We start from the raw sequence: 19,786 nt of genomic DNA on the forward strand, positions 1-19,786 counted from the left end.
GCACATGCCGAGTTTTTTCATCAACCGCCCCGTCTTCGCCTGGGTGATCGCGATCCTGATCTGCCTGTTCGGCATCATCTCTGTGCACGGCATGGGGATCGATTCGTACCCCGACATCGCGCCCCCGGAGGTGACCGTCACTGCGCAGTATCCAGGCGCAAGCGCCCGGACGATGGAGTCAACGGTGACCCAGGTGATCGAGCAGCAGCTCACGGGCATCGACAATCTGCTGTATTTCAGTTCGAACTCGAGCTCGAATGGCCAGACGCAGATCATCCTCACGTTCGCGACCGGCACCAACCCGGACATCGCCCAGGTGCAGGTGCAGAACAAGGTCACGCTCGCCCAGCCGCTGCTGCCGACTCAAGTCACGCAGCAAGGGGTCGTGGTGGCGAAGGCGAGCCCGGACATCCTGATGTTCGTCGCGCTGCAATCGGATAATCCGTCGATTGATGCAGGGCGTCTCTCCGATATTCTCGCGTCAGATATCCAGCCAAACATCGGCCGTGTGAACGGGGTCGGCAATACCACGCTGCTGGGCTCCGAGTACGCGGTGCGCATCTGGCTCGACCCTAACAAGCTGCAGAGCTACGGGCTGTCGACGACGCAGGTGCTCAATGCCGTGAGCTCGCAGAATGCGCAGTTCGCAGCCGGCTCGCTCGGCGCGGATCCGGCTGTGAAAGGGCAGGTGTTTACGGCGAACGTGACGGGCGACAGCCTCTTTTCGTCGGTCAAGCAGTTCCAGGACATCATCATTGTCGCCAACAACAACGGCACCACCGTCAAGCTGAGCGACGTGGCGCGGGTGTCGTTCGGCTCGCAGACCTACGGCTTCGCGCCGGTCTATAACGGCAAGGCGGCGGGGGGGATGGCCGTGTTCCTGTTGCCGGGCGCCAATGCGCTCGCGGTCGCGAAGGCAGTCAAGGCCGAGATGGCGACGCTGGCGAAGGATCTGCCGGAAGGCGTCACCTGGAGCGTGCCATACGACACCACGCCTTTCATTACCGCGTCGATCGTGGACGTGATCCGCACGCTCATCGAGGCGATCGTGCTGGTGTTCTTCGTGATGCTGGTCTTCCTGCAGAATCTGCGGGCCACGATCATTCCGACGCTCGTCATTCCGGTGGCGCTGCTCGGGACCTTCATCGGGCTGTCGGCGCTGCACTACACGCTCAACCAGTTGACGCTGTTCGGCATGGTGTTGGCGATCGGCATCGTGGTTGACGATGCCATCGTCGTGATCGAAAACGTCGAGCGCATCATGACTGAGGAGCATCTGGAGCCAAGAGCGGCGACTCGCAAGGCGATGGGCCAGATCACCGGCGCGATTATCGCGATCACGGTGGTGTTGTCCGCCGTGTTCATCCCGTCCGCGCTGCAGCCGGGCGCGACCGGCATCATCTACGCGCAGTTCGCGCTGACGATCGCGGTGTCGATGGGATTCTCCGCGTTCCTCGCGATGTCGTTCACTCCTTCGCTGTGCGCGGCGATCCTGAAGCCTGAACACGCGACGAAGAAGAATGCGTTCTACCGCTGGTTCGACCGTAGTTTCGACTGGACAACTAATAAATATATCGGCCATGCCGGCCGGGCCGTGACGCATGCGCCGCGCTGGATGATCGGATTCGTGCTGGTCGTGGTGCTGACGGGTTTCCTGTATACGAAACTGCCGACCAGCTTCGTGCCTGATGAAGACCAGGGTTTCGTGCTCGCACTCATCAACCTGCCACCCGGCTCGACGCTGCAGAGTACGGATCACGTGATGACCGAGGTGCGCGACAAGCTCGCGAACAGTCCGTTCAGCAAGGAAATCGTGGGGATTTTCCAGCCGGAAGGCTTCAGCTTTGTCGGCACAAGCGAAAACGTCGGCATGTCGTTCATCAAGCTCGCAGACTGGAACAAGCGCCATGACACCGCGATGACGCTGATTCCGAAGATCAACCAGACCCTTCATAGCATTTCGGATGCGCAGATCTTCGCGGTGAATCTGCCGACCATCCGCGGTCTCAGCCAGTTCGGCGGCATCGATATGTATCTGCAGGCACGTGAAGGCCAGTCGCGTGCAGAGCTTGCCCAGGCCACGGGCACGCTGCTCGGGGGGGCGACGAAGAGCCCGGTTCTGTTCGGGATCCGCCCCAACTCGCTGCCAAGCGCACCGCAACTCGATATCGCGGTGGACCGTACCCAGGCCCAGTCGATGGGCCTGTCGCTGACCGATGTGTACTCCACGCTGCAGATGGAGCTCGCGCCGTTTTACATCGACCAGTTCACTTATGGCGGGCGCGTGAAGCGCGTCTATATCCAGGCGGATGCGCCGTACCGGATGGGGCTCGACGCGCTCCAGCACCTGTATACGCCGAGTCTCTTCACAACCGGCGCCAGCACTACCGCGGGCCAGTCGTCATCGGGCAGCGCGAGCGCGTCGAACGGCTTCACTACACCCGTCGACCCGTCGCCTGCGAATACGTCGATCAGCCCTTACAACATGGTGCCGCTCGCAAGCGTAGTGAATGCCAGATGGAGCTTTGGGCCGACGGTGCTGCCGCGCTACAACGGCTACTCCGCGATCGAGATCGTCGGCAACTCCGCGCCGGGTTACTCGACCGGGCAGGCGATCGATGTGCTGCAGAACATCGTCAACCGGCAGTTGCCGGCGGGATTTGCGGCGGACTGGACCGGGCAGTCGTTCCAGGAATTACTGTCGGGCTCGTCGGCCATAACGCTGCTGTTGCTCTCGATCGTGGTGGTGTTCCTGTGTCTCGCCGCGTTGTATGAAAGCTGGTCGATTCCGGCTGCCGTGCTGCTCGTCGTGCCGCTCGGCATGCTCGGCATGCTTGTGTTCTGTCTCTCATTCGGAGTACCGAATGACATCTACTTCAAGATCGGTCTCGTGACCGTGATCGGACTCGCGGCGAAAAACGCGATTCTGATCGTCGAGTTCGCGGTGGAGGGGCAGCAACAAGGCATGACGTTGCGCGATGCCGTCCTGAGCGCAGCTCGCCTAAGACTGCGCCCGATCCTGATGACCTCGATGGCCTTTATCCTCGGCGTGTTCCCGCTTGTTGTCTCGTCGGGCGCAGGCGCCGCTTCGCGTCACGAGATTGGCACCGGCGTGATCGGCGGCATGTTGTTTGCGACGTTCCTCGGCCTGCTGCTGATTCCGGTGTTTTATGTGGTCGTACGGCGACTGCTTGGCGACAAGCTCGACGAGGTGTCGCACAAGATGCCTCATCACGGCGACGACGCGGGCGGCCACGACGGCGATGCGCCGGGCGGTGCTGGTCATGGTGGGGGTGCGGGTGTCGCACGCCTTGGCGGAGAGGACACATCAGCCTAGCTGAGCCGTGCGCGCCGGATACGGTACGCTTCAGCTAGCCATGCGCCCGCGTAACGGCAGATGAAACGAACACGGCGACAAGCGCTCGAAACGCGCGACCAGATTCTCGATGCGGCCGACCTGGATACGGTTCGCGTGTCAAGTGTCGTGCATGCGTTTCTCGGCAGGGTGTTTTGCGTGACAGGGGATTGATCTCTACTGGTGCTGAATCTATTCAAGCTGTCCTGTTGAATAACCAGGGATGGCGCGACATCATCGAGATCGAGCGGCCGATCCGGCACGCATCTGACGCAGAGGTAGAACGTGTTCAATTTTTTCGACGTGGATGAAATCATCAAGGCGTTTCCCGACGAGGCAGTCAGCACCATCGTGGACACCTATCTCACCGATGAGCCCTCGGCAAGCTCGCGAATTTTCCGCGTCTACTATCCAATACCTCGGCACTACCACGAGACATGCGAGGAGCATCTCTATCTCCTGACCGGCAAAGTGAAATTTGCCATCGAAGACGAGGATCCACGCGTGCTCACGGCCGGCCAGCTGGTCACGTTTGAACGAAACACCGTGCACGCAATTACCGAGATTCTGGAGTCTCCCGCCGTATTTTTCACGGTTGATGCACCCCGGCGCGTGCCGTCCGATGTGGTGTACGTGAATCCGGAGGATGCAAAGATACGTCCTTTCGTTACGCACCTGGACGATCTCGGTCAATAACTCGCCCACTCAGCGCCAGCGCAAATGCGGTCCGGCGCCAGCCACCTACAAGCTCGCTTTCAAGCATCCGTATTTCTCGCGACAGGGCGGGAAGCGCAGCGTTGAGTCAAAGCGCTTCCCGAAGAAGTCACGTTATTCGACTAGGGTGTGGAACTTTCCACCAAATGTTATCTGCTTTATATTTAGGAATACAAATTTTGTATAGATGCGAAATGCCTCCTCTGATCTGCATCGCTCCTGCACAACCCGGATGTACCTCCAGGTGCCTGAGGAGTCGAGTCATCAACGCATCTCTGGTACGTCGGATAACAAAACGGTAATGTCTTTGACGGTATGGCGCAATGTCGAGATCGCATACTAAAGGCAACTTCCACTGCGGTTCGACGGGTGCACAACATGAGCGTATCGACGAAAAAATCACTTTCTGGTCGTGGCAAAGCAGGCCTGCTGCTGACAGGGGGCGCTGTTGCGATTATTGCCGGCGGACTGGCGTTCATGGAGTCAGGTATCTACGACGTTTCCGCCTCATCCGGACATAACCCCCTGGTCGCTTGGGTTTTGCATGAGACCTATACGCAATCCCTGCATCGGCACGCTAAAAATATAATGGTGCCAGCCGACCTGGTTAGCGCGGAAAATGTTCGGGCAGGCGCGCGTCTTTACAACTCAACCTGCGTGTACTGCCATGGAGCGCCTGGTCGAGAGCTTAGCTCGATTGGACAGGGAATCCTGCCGCTTGCTCCGCCATTGCTCGATGCTCATCGACGGAATAATCCGAGGCTGATGTTCTGGGTCATCAAGAACGGCGTCAAGATGACTGGCATGCCTTCGTTCGGAAAGACGCAGAGTGATCAGACGATGTGGCAACTCGCTGCGTTCCTGTCAAAAGGGCGGGGGATATCTGCTCAAGACTACGATGCCTTGGCGATTATAGACAACAGCGCTAAAACGAAATGATGAACGTGAATATATTACATGTCGGATTCCTGAATAAAATGGATCTGTGAGAGAGACTTGACACCGAGTGATCTACATAAGCATCCGGTAATCAAAACGCACCTTGTCGACATACCATGAACGCTCGTATCGCACTACCTTTGTTGACGCTGGTCACCGCGTTGTCTAGTTTGCCGCCTGTCGAATGCAAGGCAGCAAGCATGTCAATGTCTGGCGGTATTGCCGGAGACGTTACTGTTGCGAGCGGCAGTGACTTTTTGTACGGAAACGGCCAGCACGCCGATAAGAGCGGCAAGCATCAACCGATTCATCCGCAACTGAAGCCCGACTATGCCTGTCAGAATTTGCACGTCAGGGAACCGACTTGTCCGCCAAGGTGAACGACGGTCTGCAGAGCACGGGAACAGCGCTCCAACGCTCGGCGAGGCGGGTCAGCTCGTCCTGAGTTGCAGGAAAAGATCATTAATTCTGATACTGAACCGGGACGCCGCGCTTTGAAATCAGCAGGTCCAGGAAGGTCTTGGTGACACGATCGGATGGTTGCCCGTTATGCCCCTTGAACGCGACGACGAGCTCCCAGCAAGGCGCGGCGCTGTCGGATAGTTTGGTCACTGCGATCGGGCTTGCGCGCGCGTCCTTGGCGCGTGCGCGCGCGATTGATTCGGGCACGAGCGCTATGCCCAGGCCCTGGGCGACCAGATCCAGCAGCGTCGATATGTCATTCACTTCAAAAGCGGTCGTACGAGCGCCTGGAAGAGCTGCAAAGCCCCGGTCCAGAAGACGTCTCATTCCCCAGTCGGGCTTCAGATCGACGAAGGTTTCATCCAGCAGGCTCAACATGTTGGTCGCAGGCCCATCAGCCAATGGATGGCTCGGCGAACAGACAACTACAACGTCCTCGCAAGCCAGCATTCTTGTCACCATCCCGGCGCCGGTTTCTCCGGGTTGGGTGAAAACGAGATCAAGTCGTCCCTCGTTCACTTCGTCAAGCAAAGGCGTTGCACCATCCAGCAGCAACTGGACATCGATTCCAGGAAATCGGCTGCGAAATCGCCCCAGGGAGGCCGGCAAGTCGACGAACGGCGCGAGGCTCTGAATCGAGCCGATGCGCAACTGCCCACGAGCGAGGCCGTGCACCTGGGTGACTGCCAGGCGCGCTTCGCGGGCCGCTGCCAGCACGCGTGCCGCTTCCTTCAACAGAACCTTTCCGGCTGGCGTCAAATCAACGCGGCGCGTGCTGCGAACGAGCAATGGACCGCCGAGGTCATCTTCAAGCATGCGTATGGTTTGTGAAAGACCGGACTGCACGATGTTCAACCGTCGTGCCGCCCGGGTGAAGTGACGTTCTTCGGCTACGGCAATAAAACACTCAAGCTGCTTTAGATCCATTTACCTGTCTCGGATGTGCAGGGTTGGTGCGGTGGGTCGACCGTGCCAATCCAGCTTTCATTTGGTTGATGATCTCGGCCACGTCAGGAACGCGTGTCTGGATCAGTGATTTGTTTAATAAGGATGACGTATGGGTATTTCTAGAGCTACGATCAACCTGGCCAATGTCGCACCGAGCGGATTGGAGGATCGGCGCCGTCCATGTATTGTACGCGGCGTGTCGGATGACAGCACACGCACAGGCTCGGATAACAGATTTGTAATGGAAAAGTTGGGGTGAGGTCATGGTCGGATACGCACAATGCGAATCAGGTGCTGCTCATGGTGAGCAACACCATCCCACCGACATTGAAAGGCAGCCATCATGAAATCACTCATCTGTGCAGTATTTGCCGCCGCTGTTCTCGCCGCTCCCACGCTCTCGTTTGCACAGGCGAGCAACGCACCTGTCACGCGTGCGGAAGTCAAAGCCGATCTCGTGCAGGTCGAGCAGGCAGGCTATAACCCGGCGCGCAAAGACCTGAATTACCCAGCCGATATTCAAGCTGCCGAAGCGCGTATCGACACGTCATCGGCTGCCGACACATCCTATGGTGGAGTATCCAACGGGGCAGCATTCGGATCACCAGCACCGGTAGCCGTGCTTCAGAGTCAGTCGCTGTACACGCATCATTGACGACTGCTTTGGCAGCAATGCTCGCGATAGTGAGTCACGGGGCCGGCAGGTGACTTCGGTTCAGGCTTTGAGGAATTGTTGCGAAGTTGAAGATCAGAGATAATCAACACGGTAGGGTGCCAGGCACTCGTCCAGGAAGGATCATTGATGACACACTTTGCTTTCACTGCCGGATCCGTCGCCGTTGTCACAGGCGGTGCTGCCGGTATCGGCCTTGCCGCTGCCAAGCGATTCGCGCAACTCGGACTTCGCGTTTGCATCGCCGATCTGGGCGCGGATCGACTCGCGCATGCGGCGCAGGAAGTCGCCATGCTGGCGGCCCATGGAGCGGACGATGTCATGGCAATCGAGACGGACGTCAGCCGCGTCGAGGACCTGCATCGACTGGAGGCAGCGGTTCAAGACCGCTTCGGCGGCACGGATATCCTGATGAACAACGCAGGGATTCAACCAGGCAGCACTATGTTCGGTCCGGCCGCTAACTGGGAACGGGTGCTTGACGTCAACTTGTGGGGAGCCATCCGCGGCACTCAGGTTTTCGTACCTGCAATGATCGCGCGCGGCCGCTCGGGTCTGGTGATCAACACCGGCTCCAAGCAAGGTATTACCACGCCGCCTGGCGACCCGGCTTACAACGTGTCCAAGGCCGGGCTGAAGGCGTTCACCGAAGCGTTGCAGCACGAACTGCGCAACACGCCGGATTGCCAGCTCAGCGCTCATTTGCTGATCCCGGGTTTCGTGTTCACGAACCTTGCCGCTCATGGTCGCACCGAGAAGCCGGCTGGCGCGTGGACGGCTGAGCAAACCGTCGATTTCATGATGGAACGCCTGGGTGCCGGCGATTTCTACATTCTCTGCCCCGACAACGATGTACCTCGCTCCCTCGACGAGCGACGCATCCTGTGGGCGGCAGGAGACGTTGTCGAGAACCGTCCGCCGCTGTCGCGCTGGCATCCGGATTTCAAGCAGGCTTTCGAAGCATTCAGCAAGAAAACTGACTGACTTGCTCCCGGATATGCAGTCGCCTGAGCACCTCGCTCGCGGCGACGTTCGGTATTATCGGCAGCGGAAGATGGTGGGTCTTGGGCGCTCTCAATGGCAGAGCGCCTGATTGCGACAGAACGTCTTCGTCAGGATGACTGAGAGAATTGGGTTACGCCTTCAGATGCGGCCCCAGCAGCGATAGATCAGCGGGTCCAAGACGGTCGTGTGCGGTCTGCACCTGGTGCCAGTACGGGTAGAGCAGGGGCGGCGCGCTTACCTTGTCGAGCCGCGCGCGCTGGTCGGCGGTCAATGTCAGATTCGCCGCGCCGAGGTTGTCACGCAGTTGCGTTTCATTGCGTCCACCAATGATCACCGAGGCGACCGCGGGCCGCCCAAGCGTCCACGCAAGCGCGACCTGTGCGGCTGATACCTTGTGCTCGCTGGCAATCTCGATGAGCACGTCGACGATCGACCACAGTCGTTGCTCGTCACGGATCGGCGGCTCGGTCCATCCGGCGAGCTGTCGCGTGCCTTCGGGTGTCGCGTCGCGGCGGTGTTTGCCGGAAAGCAGGCCGCCTGCCAGCGGACTCCAGACCAGGATGCCAAGTCCTTGATCGAGTGCGATTGGCGCAAGCTCATACTCCGCTTCGCGTGCTTCGAGCGTGTAGTGGATCTGATGGCTCACGAAGCGCGGCAGACGATCCCGCTCGCTCACGTGCAACGCTTTCATCAGGTGCCAGCCCGAGTAGTTCGAGCAGCCGACATACCTGATCTTGCCGTGCCGGACCAGCAGGTCTAGCGCCTCAAGCGTCTCTTCAAGCGGCGTGAGCCCATCCCATTCATGAACCTGGTAGAGGTCGATCACATCGGTCCTGAGACGGCGCAGGCTCGCCTCGCAAGCCTGGATCAAATGATGCCGCGACGAGCCCCGGTCATTCGGACCGTCGCCCATCGGAAAGCGTGCCTTGGTGGCGATCAGCACGCCGCCCTTGCGTTTTCCGCCGAGTGCCTCGCCGACGATTTCTTCCGACGCACCATTCGAATAGACATCCGCCGTATCGATCAGGTTGACGCCCGCGTCGATGCACATGTCAATCTGCCGGCGCGCCTCGTCGAGGCCGACTTCGCCGACGTTCGCAAATTTGCCCTTGCCGCCCATCGTCATGGTGCCAAGTGTGATGGTCGACACCTTGAGGCCAGAACGACCGAGTTGACGATATTCCATGATGAAGCAATCTCCTTTGAAAGTTGCAGAGGACTGGGGACCGGCGCGCGATCATTTCTCATCCGCCTGTGCGGGAAAATCGTGCCCGTTCTTTGCGATGATGCGATGATGCGCCCAACCGTGCGACGATATCGCAGAGTCACTTATCATTCCAATGGGAATATCTGCTTAGATTAATCGGCTTTTGTGATTAACGATGTTTCAAGGCATGAGGGGCGCGGGCCACCGACGGTAGCGCAGTGCGGCTCTTGCGCTCAATGAGCACTACCATAGTTGCGGACATGCACATCAGCGCGGCAACGCCGAGCATCGGGACACGGTAGGAGCCGGTGACATCGTGAAGCCAGCCGGTCGCATAAGGTCCGAGGAATCCGGCGAGCGTGCCAATCGTATTGATGAGCCCGATCCCCGCAGCGGCGGCTGCATTGCTGAGATAGCGCGGAGGCAACTGCCAGAACGAAGCATGCGGTGTATAGACGCCGACCGCGCCGAGCGTAAAGGCGGCCATCACCTCGTACGGTGAGGACAGGAAGAGCGCCGCGGCGAATGACAAACCACCTATCGCGGTGGGAATCGCGACGTGCCACTCGTCCTGATGCTCAACCACTAATCGACGCGATAGCGTACCTCCGGAAGGGGGGTGATTTTCCTACCCAATGAGGGTATATCGAGGCCGCGTTTTGCCTGATAGTACAGACACACCAAAACCCGTCGCAGATGCTTTCCCGGACCGCAGTTTCAGGCCCGGATTCCTTTCGGGTACCCAGTTAAAGCGGTTCTACATCGGCTTAATAATAAAAAACGAATAAAAACGAATAAAAAACGATTAACAGCCACATTTAGCCCCGCTTTTAACTGCACCACAAATAAAGATTTAAACGCACATAGAGAGTGGCTTGGTGTCGATTGAAACGACATAAGTTCGTCCTTTCCTATCCGCGTGGAAAGTCACGGCGCGCATTCGCTGCCAGATATAGGTGCGCGCGAACAAGCTTGGTGACACACCCGGGCTCTGCCGGAAGCCGGGAATCTCCAAAGCATTGCCTCGATGAGTGGAACGGAATGGACTTCCTGAAAGACGGCGACACACCGATCAATGACAATTGAAAGGGACACTTGACATGCGCAATTCATTTGAATCATCGAACGTGGCGTGCGGCCCCCGGTTTCTATGGGTGGACCTGAAGCAGAGCGCGGGCGTATCGCTAGTGGATTCGCTCGACCAGACTTTCGACGTACACCGGGTCCGCGAGTCAACGCAGGTTGACCACGCCATCGAAACTCACACGCCTCAGTTCCTGTGCTTCGAGTTTGACGAGCCGGACCCACAAGGCATCGATGATTTGATGCGCATCGGTCAGGAGCATCCCAGCCTGCCCATTCTCGTGATTACGGACCGAAGCTCCGCGGCTGCCGCGATGTTGTCGCTGCAGCCTCCGGTCTGGGGTCTGCTAATGAAGCCGGCTGCGCCGACAGAACTGCGCGGGGATGTCCTGACGCTTCCGTCGTCGACGCGGGCAAACCGGCGGGAACCGATCCGCCATTCCGACGCCACGCGAGCAGATGTCGTACCGCTATCGCGCGCCACGGAGCACCACAAGCAGGGCAGGACGCACCCGGCGATCGAATACGCTGCGCAACATCTCGATTGCGCGATCGCGTTGGGTCATGTCGCGGCCCTGTGCCACCTGGGTCCGTCACAGTTTTGCCGCGCCTTCAGGCTGGAGCATGGCGTGAGCTTCGGTCAGCATCTGCTGCGCTTGCGGATAGAACGGGCGTGCGATCGCCTGGGCGACCCGGACGCGCTCGTGAAGGAAGTGGCCTACTCGGTTGGATTCAACGATCTCTCGTACTTCACTCGGGCCTTCCGGCGCGAGATGGGCGTTTGCCCGAGTGCCTATCAGGCCGGCGCAAGATTGTCTTATCGGTTATCACGATCGTCCTAACGCCCCTCCATCAGAGCGCGCTACGCTCGATCTCATCGTGCGCGGCCGCCTGTAGGCACTCGCCGCCAAAGAGGAGACTGACATGGACAATCATTCGGACTCGAAAGCTTCGCCGACTGGGCCGGCCAACGACACAAGCTACGATAGCGCAGCGCTCGACAGGGTCTTGCGGGACGTCGAACGATGCGAAACGCTGATTGCACATGGGGCAAGAACGGCTGCGCCGGTGGAGGACGCCGACATCGAGATCGTGCGTGCGACGCGGCATGCGGTGGAACAGAAGACCTTGAGCGCAGCTGACGAGGCGGACTTTCGTGCGGCGGTAGGCCGGATCGCCCGAGCCGTTCGGTATCCGGGCGCGCAGATTGCCGACGACATGGACCGTTGCGGCGATATGGTCTCCTATGCAGGGCAGACGGGCAAGGTCATCCACGAGAGCGACGTTGCCTCGTTGTCGATCGCGCGTGCCGCGCAGCAGGACCTGCTCTGGAATGCAAGGACGGAAGCGCGCTTTTATGCTGGCATGAGCCGCATAGCCCGGTGCGTCGCGCCAGTGATGGCCGGTATGGCGGGCAAGCAAGCGCGCAAGGGCGCGCAGTTCGCGATCAGGATCTATACATGGTCGGCTTTCTCCCTTGCTTTCCTCGTGATATCGCTTTCATGCCTGTTGTTTGTGGCCAATCAAATTTCCACGGATGTCTCGAAGGTCGTCGAGGCAAACGATTCGGCGGCGCTAACGATGCACAACCTGTTGCAGGCTTATCGCGCGAGCATTATCGACGCGAAGGAGAAAAATCCGGAAGCCGTCGTGCAGTTGCAAAACTCCCAGGCCGCGTTGCAGATCAAGGAGTTGCTGCAGCAATTTGCGACCAACAACCGGCAACTCTATGCCGATGTGAAGCGGACCGAGGCGATCAGAAAATTTCTGCTGGTCGGCGGAGCAGAGAGCCCCTACAAGCCGGTCTGCACCGGGTACGCGCCAACCGGCAAGCGAGCGGACACGTGGAATGTGAACCTGGAAAAGGTCTCCGGTCCGCGAGCGAACCCTGACGCCCCGATGCAGACAACCAACTGGAATTGCGATCCCGACAGCCGGCGGCGCGCGCTCGAGGTCGACCTGCCGCTGCTCGCGACCGGGCCGATGGATCAGGCGAATCAAGTGGATCAAGCGGGCACGAACACGTCATGGCGTCCCGAAGACGCGGTTGAACAGGGTTTTCAGAAGATCGCGGTCTATCAGGACATTCGCGCAATGGCGACCAATGACCGCGACGTCAATCTCGCTTTCGTGGGGGCCATCACGAGCTTCCTGCTGCCGGTGTTGTACTCATGGCTCGGCGCGTGCGCGGCAATACTCCGGCAATTGAGCGCCGAGTCTTCAGCAAGCCTGTTCCATCCGCAACATTCGAAGGTCGCTTACCGGGCTCACATCACCACCGCTGTGATCGTCGGTATTTCCATCGGGCTGTTCAGCGAGCTCCTTCAGGGCGGCAAAGAGTTTTCGCCGCTCGCCATCGCGTTCGTCGCCGGCTATGCGTCCGACAAGTTCTTCGCCTTCATCGACCGGATCGTGAGCGCGATCTTTCCCACTCGCATTGCTGCGCGGCCCGAGACCCCGATGGTGAGCCCTGCGCCGGCGAACGTCCCGCCACCGTCCGACGCCGCACCGTCCGGCGTGCACGCGTAACGGCGTCCCCTGCAAGACGGCCGGTGGGCGCACGCCATCGGTCGCGATACCTGAGTTGCTACCTGAGTTGCTACCTGAGTTGCTACCTGAGCCGATCCTGATTCCGAGGTCGCCGTTCCCGGAGATCCGGCTGGATTCCTGTCGGCCGATCGTTGTCGGCCGATAGCGTCCTGGCCGCTGTTGCCGGTGCATTCAAGTGAGAGAGAGCTTGCCCCGACGTACTTCACGTCACCCATCTGAAGGAGCTTCAAATGATTCAAAACTCCGCAACGACGTTTGCCATCCCCCATTCTGAACACAAGCTCGTACCTGGTGCGGTGCCGATCGGCGCCGCCGACCCGAATGCAACGCTCCTTGTCAGCATCCGCGTGCGCCCGCAGGATGGCGCCGCACCGTCGGCAAGCCTGGGAGACATGTCCGGCACGCCGCCCAGAGCCCGGCACTATATCTCTCGCGAAGCGTTTGCCGCCCAGTACGGCGCCGCCGCAGCGGACCTCGATAGCGTCAAGGCGTACGCCTCTGGTCATGGACTCAAGGTCGTGGAAAGCGATGCAGCGCGCAGGACCGTGGTCGTCTCCGGCACCGTGCAGGCGATCAACCAGGCTTTCTCGGTCGAGCTGCAGACGTTCCATACGGGCGCCGCGAGCTATCTCGGTCATACAGGGCCCGCGAGCGTACCGGCCGCGCTGGGCGGCATCGTAGAAAGCGTGCATGGCCTCGACACGCGTCCGCTTGCGCAGCCCATGATGCGACCGGCAGCAAGCGGACAGGCGACAACAGCGCTCCTGCCAGCGCAAGTTGCAAAACTGTATGGGTTTCCTGCCGTTTCTGCGGCAGGCCAGACGGTCGGCATCCTGGAGTTCGGCGGCGGTTACCGCGAGAGCGACGTCCAGGCATGGTTCACGAACATCGCCAGCCTGCCCGTGCCGGCGGTATCGTCAGTCGGCATCGATGGCGCGGCCAATTCGCCGGGCGCCAGCGCCGACACTGAAGTGATCCTGGATATCGCCGTCGCGGGATCGGTCGCACCGGGAGCCAGGCTCGTCGTGTATTTCGCGCCTAATACCGACCAGGGATGGGTGGACGCATTTTCAACGGCAATCCACGACGCGACCAACCGTCCTTCAGTACTCTCGATCAGTTGGGGCGGCAACGAAAGCGGCTGGCCGAACATCAGCGCGCTCACAAGCGTGATTGCCGAAGCGCAGGCGCTGGGTGTCACGCTCTTCGCTTCGTCCGGCGACAGCGGCTCGGAAAACCCGGCCGAAGTCAGCTATCCCGCGTCGGACCCAGGCATCACTGCATGCGGGGGCACGACGATCTCCAATGTGTCCGGCACCACGTTCACGCAGACAGCATGGTCGGGCAGCGGTGGCGGCATCAGCAATGTATTTCCGCCGCAACCCTGGCAGTCGTGGGCGAACGTACCCGCGTCGGTTAATCCCACGGGACACACCGGCCGCGGCGTACCCGATGTCGCCGGAAACGCCGATCCTTCGAGCGGCTACCCGCTGCTGCTGAACGGCCAGTCTATCGGCGTGTGGGGCGGGACTAGCGCGGTCGCGCCGCTCTATGCAGGCCTGAGCGCGGTGCTGCACGCAACGCTCGGCGCACCGCTCGGATTCCTCAATCAAAACCTTTATACGAACGAGGGGCCGTATGTCTTCGACGACGTGACCTCGGGCACGAACGGATCGTATAACGCAGGGCCGGGCTGGGACGCGGTGACGGGTCTGGGCAGTATCAACGGCACGGCGCTCAATACGGCGCTGCTCGGCATCGGGCTGCCGCCCGCGCTCGCTGTCTACGACAACAAGCTGTTCATGGCATGGAAGGGCATGGAATTCGACGACCGCATCTTCTTCACCACCGGCAATGGCGCGACGTGGGCGCCCCAAACGCTGGTGCCGGGTGTGGGAACAAGCGCCGGGGTTGCGCTCGCGGCATTCGGCAACCAGCTCTACATGGCGTGGAAGGGCGAAGGGTTCGATCAGGGGATCTATTGGTCCAGCTTCAATGGCACGAGTTGGGCGCCGCAGAGGCAGGTCCCCGGAGTCGCCACGAGCTCGGGACCGCGTCTCACGGTAGATGGCAACGCGCTCTATATGGCATGGAAAGGCATGGAGGACGATCAGCGCCTGTGGTGGTCGAGTTTCAACGGTTTGGCCTGGGCTGCGCAGCAGGAGATCCCCGGTGTTGCAAGCAGTGTTGGCCCGGCGATCGTGACGTTCGACAATCAGCTGTTCGCCGCCTGGAAGGGCGAATTCGGCGATCCAGGCCTCTACTACTCCACCTTCAATGGGAGCACCTGGGCACCGCAGAAGCTGATCGCCGGCACCGGCACCAGCGAAGGGCCTTCGCTCACCGTGTACGGCCGCCAGCTGTTCGCGACCTGGAAGGGCGAATTCAGCGACCAGAGGCTTTTTTACGCAAGCTTTAACGGCACGGGCTGGACGCCGCAGAAACAGATCCCGGGTGTGCTTAGCAGTATCGGTCCGGGCGTTACCACGTTCGGCAACCGGGTGTTTGCCGCCTGGAAGGGGATGACGGGCGACCAGCGGATCTGGTGGTCGGCCTATAACGGTGCGAGCTGGGCTGCGCAGCAGGTGGTCCCAGGAGTCGGAACCAGTACTGACCTGCTCGTAGCGGCTGCGGCCTGACGAAGGGCGCGGCGAGCATGGTTTTGCGCCGTCGTTTTGACGGGGTGAGGGTTCTTGCTCACCTCGTTTTTTTGTTCACCCAAGGAGATTTAAGCCATGGCAACACATGTACTCAGCGGTAGCGAAAGAGCGCCATTCGACGGCGCGCGGTCCACCGGAAAGGCCAATCCGGCCGAGCGACTCGAAGTGACGGTGCTCGTGCGGCGTCGTTCGGCCGATGCCTTCACGGAGCGAGTGAAAAAGCTCGCGGCCGGCGACACATCTGATGGTCACGTCAAACGAGAGGATTTCGCGAAACACTTCGAGGCCGATGCTGCCGACATCGCGGCTATACGGGCTTTCGCGACCCATCACGCACTTGCGGTCGTCGAGGAACACGCGGCGCGCCGGACCGTGATCCTGTCCGGGACGGTCGCGCAGTTCAATGCCGCGTTCGGTATTGACTTGCAGCAATACGAGCATGCTGGCGGCTCGTATCGGGGGCGAACGGGATCGATCCAGTTACCCGACGAGTTGACCAGCGTTGTCGAGGCCGTACTGGGACTCGACAATCGCCCGCAGGCGCGGCCGCATTTCCGCAGCCGGCTGCCTCACGGCAACGTGCAATGGCGAGCATCAGCGGGCGCCACGACGTCCTTCATGCCCACCCAGCTCGCCTCGTTGTACGACTTTCCTGCGGGGACCGGGCAAGGTGAATGTATCGCGCTCATCGAGCTCGGCGGTGGATACCGCCCGGCCGATCTCAAGGCTTATTTCGCACAACTAGGTATCACTGCGCCGAAGGTTTCCGCCATCTCCGTCGACCACGGCAAGAATCATCCGACAGGAGACGCGAATGGACCGGATGGCGAAGTGATGCTCGATATAGAAGTAGCCGGTGCGATCGCTCCCGCTGCCCATATCGCCGTCTATTTTGCGCCCAATACCGACGCCGGATTCCTTGATGCCGTGACGACCGCCATTCACGATACAACCAACAAGCCGTCGGTGATCTCGATCAGTTGGGGCGGCCCGGAGTCGTCGTGGACCCAGCAGGCGATGACGGCGTTCGACCAGGCGTTCCAGGCGGCTGCCGCGATGGGGATCACCGTGTGCGTCGCGTCGGGTGACAACGGGTCTAGCGATGGCCTTAATGATGGAGCGGATCACGTCGACTTTCCTGCCTCCAGCCCCTACGCGCTTGCATGCGGCGGAACCAGCGTGCACGCGACCAATGGAACCATCGAAAGCGAAACGGTCTGGAACGATGGTGCGAGCGGGGGGGCGAGTGGCGGTGGTGTCAGCAGTTTCTTCGCACTGCCTGCCTGGCAGGCGGGACAGCACGTCACGCTGGCTCAGGGATTGACCCAGCCGCTGCAGATGAGGGGCGTCCCGGATGTTTCAGGCGACGCGGATCCCGAGACTGGTTATGACGTTCGTGTTGATGGCAACGACATGGTAATCGGCGGAACGAGCGCGGTAGCACCGCTGTGGGCCGGCCTGATCGCGCGGATCAACACCGGTACGGGCAGTCCCGTCGGCTACATCAATCCAAAGCTCTACAAGATCGCGGTCGATCTGAGCGATATCGCGCAGGGCAATAACGGAGACTTCTTCGCCTCGGTCGGATGGGATGCGTGCACCGGTCTCGGACGTCCAGTGGGTCAAAAGCTTGCAACTGCACTCTGACGCCCGCTTCGGTTCCAGGATGAACGCAGCCATCCGGGCGTGAGCGAGCGCACAGGAACGCCCTTGCCAAGCGCTGGATCGGCTGCTTATTTTTTTCGACGCTTCTTCCCGACGCGCGAATTGATCTCGTCCACGGATGTGTCTTAGCCAGACAGGAGGTCACATTCGCAGGGGACTATGTGAACCTGACCGACAATATGCCTAAAATATTAGGCGTTGTAATGACTTTTGCCTATTTAAGTAAGCAAAATCGGCAAGCAAGGTTTGTATTTTCCTGAATATTTGCCTAATATACTAGGCATTAACGACTTCAATGCCTAGTAAAATGAGCACTTTTGTTGCACCGGTCCACGCCGCCGAGCGGGTTGCCCAGTTGGGACAGCGTATCCGGATTGCGCGGCTCCGGCGCGGCTGGTCGGCAACGGACCTCGCCGGCAAGGCTGGCATCAATCGCAACACACTCACCGCGCTGGAGCTCGGCAAGCCAGGCACGGCGATCGGTGTTTGTTTTACCGTCCTGTGGGCGCTCGGTCTGGAGCAGGCCCTCGATGCCGTCGCGGATCCTGACGCTGACCTGCACGGCAAGGCGCTTGAAGCGTCGCGCCGCCCAACGCGTGCCGCCAAGCCCAGGAAGGTCAGGGACGACTATGACTTCTGAGCGCGAAGCCTATATCTACATCCAGCTTCCCGGCGCCCTGGAGACGGTGCCCGCGGCGCTGCTGAGGGTGCAGACGCTGCCGGATGGCACGCAGATTGGTCGTTTCCGCTATGGCGATCGCTACCTCCAGAGGCGAGAGGCGGTCTCACTCGATCCATTCCACTTGCCGCTCGCCAAACAGGTCTTCGAGTTCACCCAGCTCAAGGGCGTCCCCGGTGCGGTGCGGGACGCCGGCCCGGATGCCTGGGGGCGGCGCGTGATCGAGCACAAGCTTGAACGCAGTGCGGCTGACCTCCAGGAGATCGACTACTTGCTGCATGGTCCTCAGGACGGTGCGGGGTATTTGAGCTTCGGGCTGAAAGCCGAGCCGCCCGCGCCGAAGCGCCATTACAACCGGACGCATCAGTTGGCTGAACTGATCGCGGCCACGCAGGCGATCGAGGAAGGGCGGCAGGTGGCCGCACATCTGCTCGAACAACTCGATCCCGGCACCAGCATGGGCGGTGCCCGGCCGAAGGCCACGATCGAGGACGCGCAAACCCTTTGGCTCGCCAAGTTTCCCTCCAGGGATGATCGCTTCAACCTGCAACAGGTCGAATTCGCGACGCTCGATCTCGCACGGCGTTGCGGCCTGAACGTCACGCAGGCGCGGTTGCAGACGGTCGGCGACAGCGCTGTGCTCATGCTGCAGCGCTTCGACCGGGACCACACGGATAAAGGTTATCTGCGCTTCGGGCTCGTCAGCGGGCTGACTGTGCTCGACTGCGGTGACAGTCACCTGGACCGTGAGCGCTGGTCCTACCCCCTGCTGGCCGATAACCTGCGCCGCTGGTCCGACAAGCCGGAAGCCGACTGCGCTGAATTGTTCAGGCGAATGGTTTTCAATGCCGCGGTGACCAATAACGACGATCACCCGCGTAACCATGCCTTGCTGCGCAGGCAGAAGGGATGGCGCTTATCGCCCGCCTACGACCTGGTGCCGGCGCCGGTGGTCAGCCTGGAGCGGCGTGACCTGGCATTAACCGTTGGCAGCTACGGCCGCACCGCCAGCATCTACAACCTGCTGTCGCAAGCGGGCCGCTTCGGGTTGTCCGAGCAAGCGGCGCACGCGGAGATTGATCGGATCGTCGAGGTGATCCGGAACTGGCGCGACAGTTTCTTCGCCTGCGGGGTGTCGGACAAAGACATCGGCTACATTGCCTCCGCCATGCTGCCTGATTGCTTCTTCTTTGAAATCCCGCCGGATGTTTGAGGCGTTAGCATGAGGTGAAGGCATAAAAGAGTGTCCGTCGTACATCGGGGAAACAGTTCGAACGCATTCCCGCCTCGGGCATTAAAATGGGTTGACCATTCTCCGCCGGATTTCTCCGCGTGAGACTTCGTGGCAAATTGATCAAAAACTGGGAGAGATGTGGATATTTTCTATCATTGGAAGGACTTCGCGCTCGACGTGAAGGAGGGCCGCATTGGTACGCTCGGGTCTGACGGAGCTTTGCTCGAACAACTGAAGGAACGCCTCCCTCGCAAGGTGTGGACGTTTGTGACGCCGAAGGGGAGAAAGGATCGGCTACAACTTATCGGCTCGTTTTTAATCACTGATTCGAAGCCTGTTTCGTTCGTACCGAAATGGAAACACAACCTGTTTTACGATGCAGCGTCGCCTCGATCGGTCTTTTATACCGATTCGGCCAGTCCGGAGAAAGTCGATGAGGTGAGTGACTACTTCAATCGCCGATACAACACGACCGGCAAATTTAGTTTGCATGGGGAGAAGGGCATCCGGGAGATGGAAGCGGATGTCGTACGCGGTTTCGAAAATCTGGTGCAGGGCTATGCGACCGTGCAGGTAATGGATGGATTGCACACGATGCTCTGACGCTCACAT

General features: G+C 60.2%; 17 protein-coding genes. 14 read left to right on the forward strand and 3 right to left on the reverse strand.

Going from position 1 to position 19,786, the window contains the following annotated elements:
- Positions 1-4 precede the first annotated feature (4 nt).
- From FH08_RS0147255 to FH08_RS52430, 5 genes are all read left to right on the forward strand, one after another.
- On the forward strand, positions 5-3,337 hold the full coding sequence (locus tag FH08_RS0147255) for an efflux RND transporter permease subunit (protein ID WP_081889868.1): 3,333 nt from the start codon (positions 5-7) through the stop codon (positions 3,335-3,337).
- Positions 3,338-3,397: 60 nt separating this feature from the next.
- Positions 3,398-3,529 carry a hypothetical protein gene (locus FH08_RS54115; RefSeq protein ID WP_268810851.1) on the forward strand — a complete coding sequence of 44 codons (132 nt, stop codon included), beginning with the start codon at positions 3,398-3,400 and terminating at the stop codon, positions 3,527-3,529.
- A 111-nt stretch (positions 3,530-3,640) separates the two neighbouring features.
- Positions 3,641-4,051 carry a cupin domain-containing protein gene (locus FH08_RS0147265; protein ID WP_031365062.1) on the forward strand — a complete coding sequence of 137 codons (411 nt, stop codon included), beginning with the start codon at positions 3,641-3,643 and terminating at the stop codon, positions 4,049-4,051.
- A gap of 396 nt (positions 4,052-4,447) precedes the next feature.
- Positions 4,448-5,008 (forward strand): c-type cytochrome, encoded by a 561-nt coding sequence (locus FH08_RS0147270; RefSeq protein WP_081889870.1) that lies wholly within the window; start codon positions 4,448-4,450, stop codon positions 5,006-5,008.
- A 116-nt stretch (positions 5,009-5,124) separates the two neighbouring features.
- Positions 5,125-5,388, forward strand: a complete 264-nt coding sequence (locus tag FH08_RS52430; protein ID WP_152603117.1) for a hypothetical protein — start codon at positions 5,125-5,127, stop codon at positions 5,386-5,388.
- A gap of 82 nt (positions 5,389-5,470) precedes the next feature.
- On the opposite strand, the gene FH08_RS0147275 is transcribed toward FH08_RS52430, so the two are convergent.
- On the reverse strand, positions 5,471-6,397 hold the full coding sequence (locus FH08_RS0147275) for a LysR family transcriptional regulator (protein WP_031365064.1): 927 nt from the start codon (positions 6,395-6,397) through the stop codon (positions 5,471-5,473).
- A 364-nt stretch (positions 6,398-6,761) separates the two neighbouring features.
- Between FH08_RS0147275 and FH08_RS0147280 the strand changes: the two genes are divergently transcribed.
- A complete protein-coding gene (locus tag FH08_RS0147280) occupies positions 6,762-7,073 on the forward strand; it encodes a DUF4148 domain-containing protein (RefSeq protein ID WP_031365065.1) in 312 nt (103 codons plus the stop codon).
- A 147-nt stretch (positions 7,074-7,220) separates the two neighbouring features.
- Positions 7,221-8,075, forward strand: a complete 855-nt coding sequence (locus tag FH08_RS0147285) for an SDR family NAD(P)-dependent oxidoreductase (protein ID WP_031365066.1) — start codon at positions 7,221-7,223, stop codon at positions 8,073-8,075.
- Positions 8,076-8,226: 151 nt separating this feature from the next.
- On the opposite strand, the gene FH08_RS0147290 is transcribed toward FH08_RS0147285, so the two are convergent.
- Positions 8,227-9,282 (reverse strand): aldo/keto reductase, encoded by a 1,056-nt coding sequence (locus tag FH08_RS0147290; RefSeq protein WP_031365067.1) that lies wholly within the window; start codon positions 9,280-9,282, stop codon positions 8,227-8,229.
- Positions 9,283-9,472: 190 nt separating this feature from the next.
- The gene (locus tag FH08_RS0147295) at positions 9,473-9,889 is read right to left on the reverse strand and encodes a hypothetical protein (protein ID WP_031365068.1); all 417 of its coding nucleotides are present in this window, start codon (positions 9,887-9,889) and stop codon (positions 9,473-9,475) included.
- Between the two features lie 514 nt (positions 9,890-10,403).
- On the opposite strand from FH08_RS0147295, the gene FH08_RS0147300 reads away from it, so the two are divergent.
- From FH08_RS0147300 to FH08_RS0147330, 7 genes are all read left to right on the forward strand, one after another.
- Positions 10,404-11,228, forward strand: coding sequence for a helix-turn-helix domain-containing protein (locus FH08_RS0147300; protein WP_031365069.1), 825 nt, complete (start codon positions 10,404-10,406; stop codon positions 11,226-11,228).
- A gap of 82 nt (positions 11,229-11,310) precedes the next feature.
- Complete coding sequence (locus FH08_RS0147305; RefSeq protein ID WP_051889074.1) at positions 11,311-12,915, forward strand: hypothetical protein; 1,605 nt, start codon at positions 11,311-11,313, stop codon at positions 12,913-12,915.
- A gap of 251 nt (positions 12,916-13,166) precedes the next feature.
- On the forward strand, positions 13,167-15,575 hold the full coding sequence (locus FH08_RS49945) for a S53 family peptidase (protein ID WP_051889075.1): 2,409 nt from the start codon (positions 13,167-13,169) through the stop codon (positions 15,573-15,575).
- Positions 15,576-15,671: 96 nt separating this feature from the next.
- The gene (locus tag FH08_RS0147315) at positions 15,672-17,243 is read left to right on the forward strand and encodes a S53 family peptidase (protein WP_031365072.1); all 1,572 of its coding nucleotides are present in this window, start codon (positions 15,672-15,674) and stop codon (positions 17,241-17,243) included.
- 325 nt (positions 17,244-17,568) lie between these two features.
- A complete protein-coding gene (locus FH08_RS0147320; RefSeq protein WP_031365073.1) occupies positions 17,569-17,901 on the forward strand; it encodes a helix-turn-helix transcriptional regulator in 333 nt (110 codons plus the stop codon).
- Positions 17,891-19,153 carry a type II toxin-antitoxin system HipA family toxin gene (locus FH08_RS0147325; RefSeq protein WP_031365074.1) on the forward strand — a complete coding sequence of 421 codons (1,263 nt, stop codon included), beginning with the start codon at positions 17,891-17,893 and terminating at the stop codon, positions 19,151-19,153. The genes FH08_RS0147320 and FH08_RS0147325 overlap by 11 nt, the downstream gene beginning before the upstream one ends.
- A 159-nt stretch (positions 19,154-19,312) precedes the next feature.
- Positions 19,313-19,777, forward strand: a complete 465-nt coding sequence (locus tag FH08_RS0147330) for a hypothetical protein (protein WP_031365075.1) — start codon at positions 19,313-19,315, stop codon at positions 19,775-19,777.
- The last annotated feature ends 9 nt before the right edge of the window (positions 19,778-19,786 follow it).

It is taken from the genome of Caballeronia sordidicola, assembly GCF_000729995.1.
Lineage (GTDB): Bacteria > Pseudomonadota > Gammaproteobacteria > Burkholderiales > Burkholderiaceae > Caballeronia > Caballeronia sordidicola_A.

Excerpts from the sequence above, each read along its gene's own strand:
- FH08_RS0147255 (WP_081889868.1), top strand. The coding sequence starts at position 5 with ATGCCGAGTTTTTTCATCAACCGCCCCGTCTTCGCCTGGGTGATCGCG.
- FH08_RS0147290 (WP_031365067.1), bottom strand. The coding sequence starts at position 9,282 with ATGGAATATCGTCAACTCGGTCGTTCTGGCCTCAAGGTGTCGACCATC.
- FH08_RS52430 (WP_152603117.1), top strand. The coding sequence starts at position 5,125 with ATGAACGCTCGTATCGCACTACCTTTGTTGACGCTGGTCACCGCGTTG.
- FH08_RS0147280 (WP_031365065.1), top strand. The coding sequence starts at position 6,762 with ATGAAATCACTCATCTGTGCAGTATTTGCCGCCGCTGTTCTCGCCGCT.
- FH08_RS54115 (WP_268810851.1), top strand. The coding sequence starts at position 3,398 with ATGAAACGAACACGGCGACAAGCGCTCGAAACGCGCGACCAGATTCTC.
- FH08_RS0147300 (WP_031365069.1), top strand. The coding sequence starts at position 10,404 with ATGCGCAATTCATTTGAATCATCGAACGTGGCGTGCGGCCCCCGGTTT.
- FH08_RS0147305 (WP_051889074.1), top strand. The coding sequence starts at position 11,311 with ATGGACAATCATTCGGACTCGAAAGCTTCGCCGACTGGGCCGGCCAAC.
- FH08_RS49945 (WP_051889075.1), top strand. The coding sequence starts at position 13,167 with ATGATTCAAAACTCCGCAACGACGTTTGCCATCCCCCATTCTGAACAC.
- FH08_RS0147325 (WP_031365074.1), top strand. The coding sequence starts at position 17,891 with ATGACTTCTGAGCGCGAAGCCTATATCTACATCCAGCTTCCCGGCGCC.
- FH08_RS0147270 (WP_081889870.1), top strand. The coding sequence starts at position 4,448 with ATGAGCGTATCGACGAAAAAATCACTTTCTGGTCGTGGCAAAGCAGGC.
- FH08_RS0147315 (WP_031365072.1), top strand. The coding sequence starts at position 15,672 with ATGGCAACACATGTACTCAGCGGTAGCGAAAGAGCGCCATTCGACGGC.
- FH08_RS0147285 (WP_031365066.1), top strand. The coding sequence starts at position 7,221 with ATGACACACTTTGCTTTCACTGCCGGATCCGTCGCCGTTGTCACAGGC.
- FH08_RS0147275 (WP_031365064.1), bottom strand. The coding sequence starts at position 6,397 with ATGGATCTAAAGCAGCTTGAGTGTTTTATTGCCGTAGCCGAAGAACGT.
- FH08_RS0147320 (WP_031365073.1), top strand. The coding sequence starts at position 17,569 with ATGAGCACTTTTGTTGCACCGGTCCACGCCGCCGAGCGGGTTGCCCAG.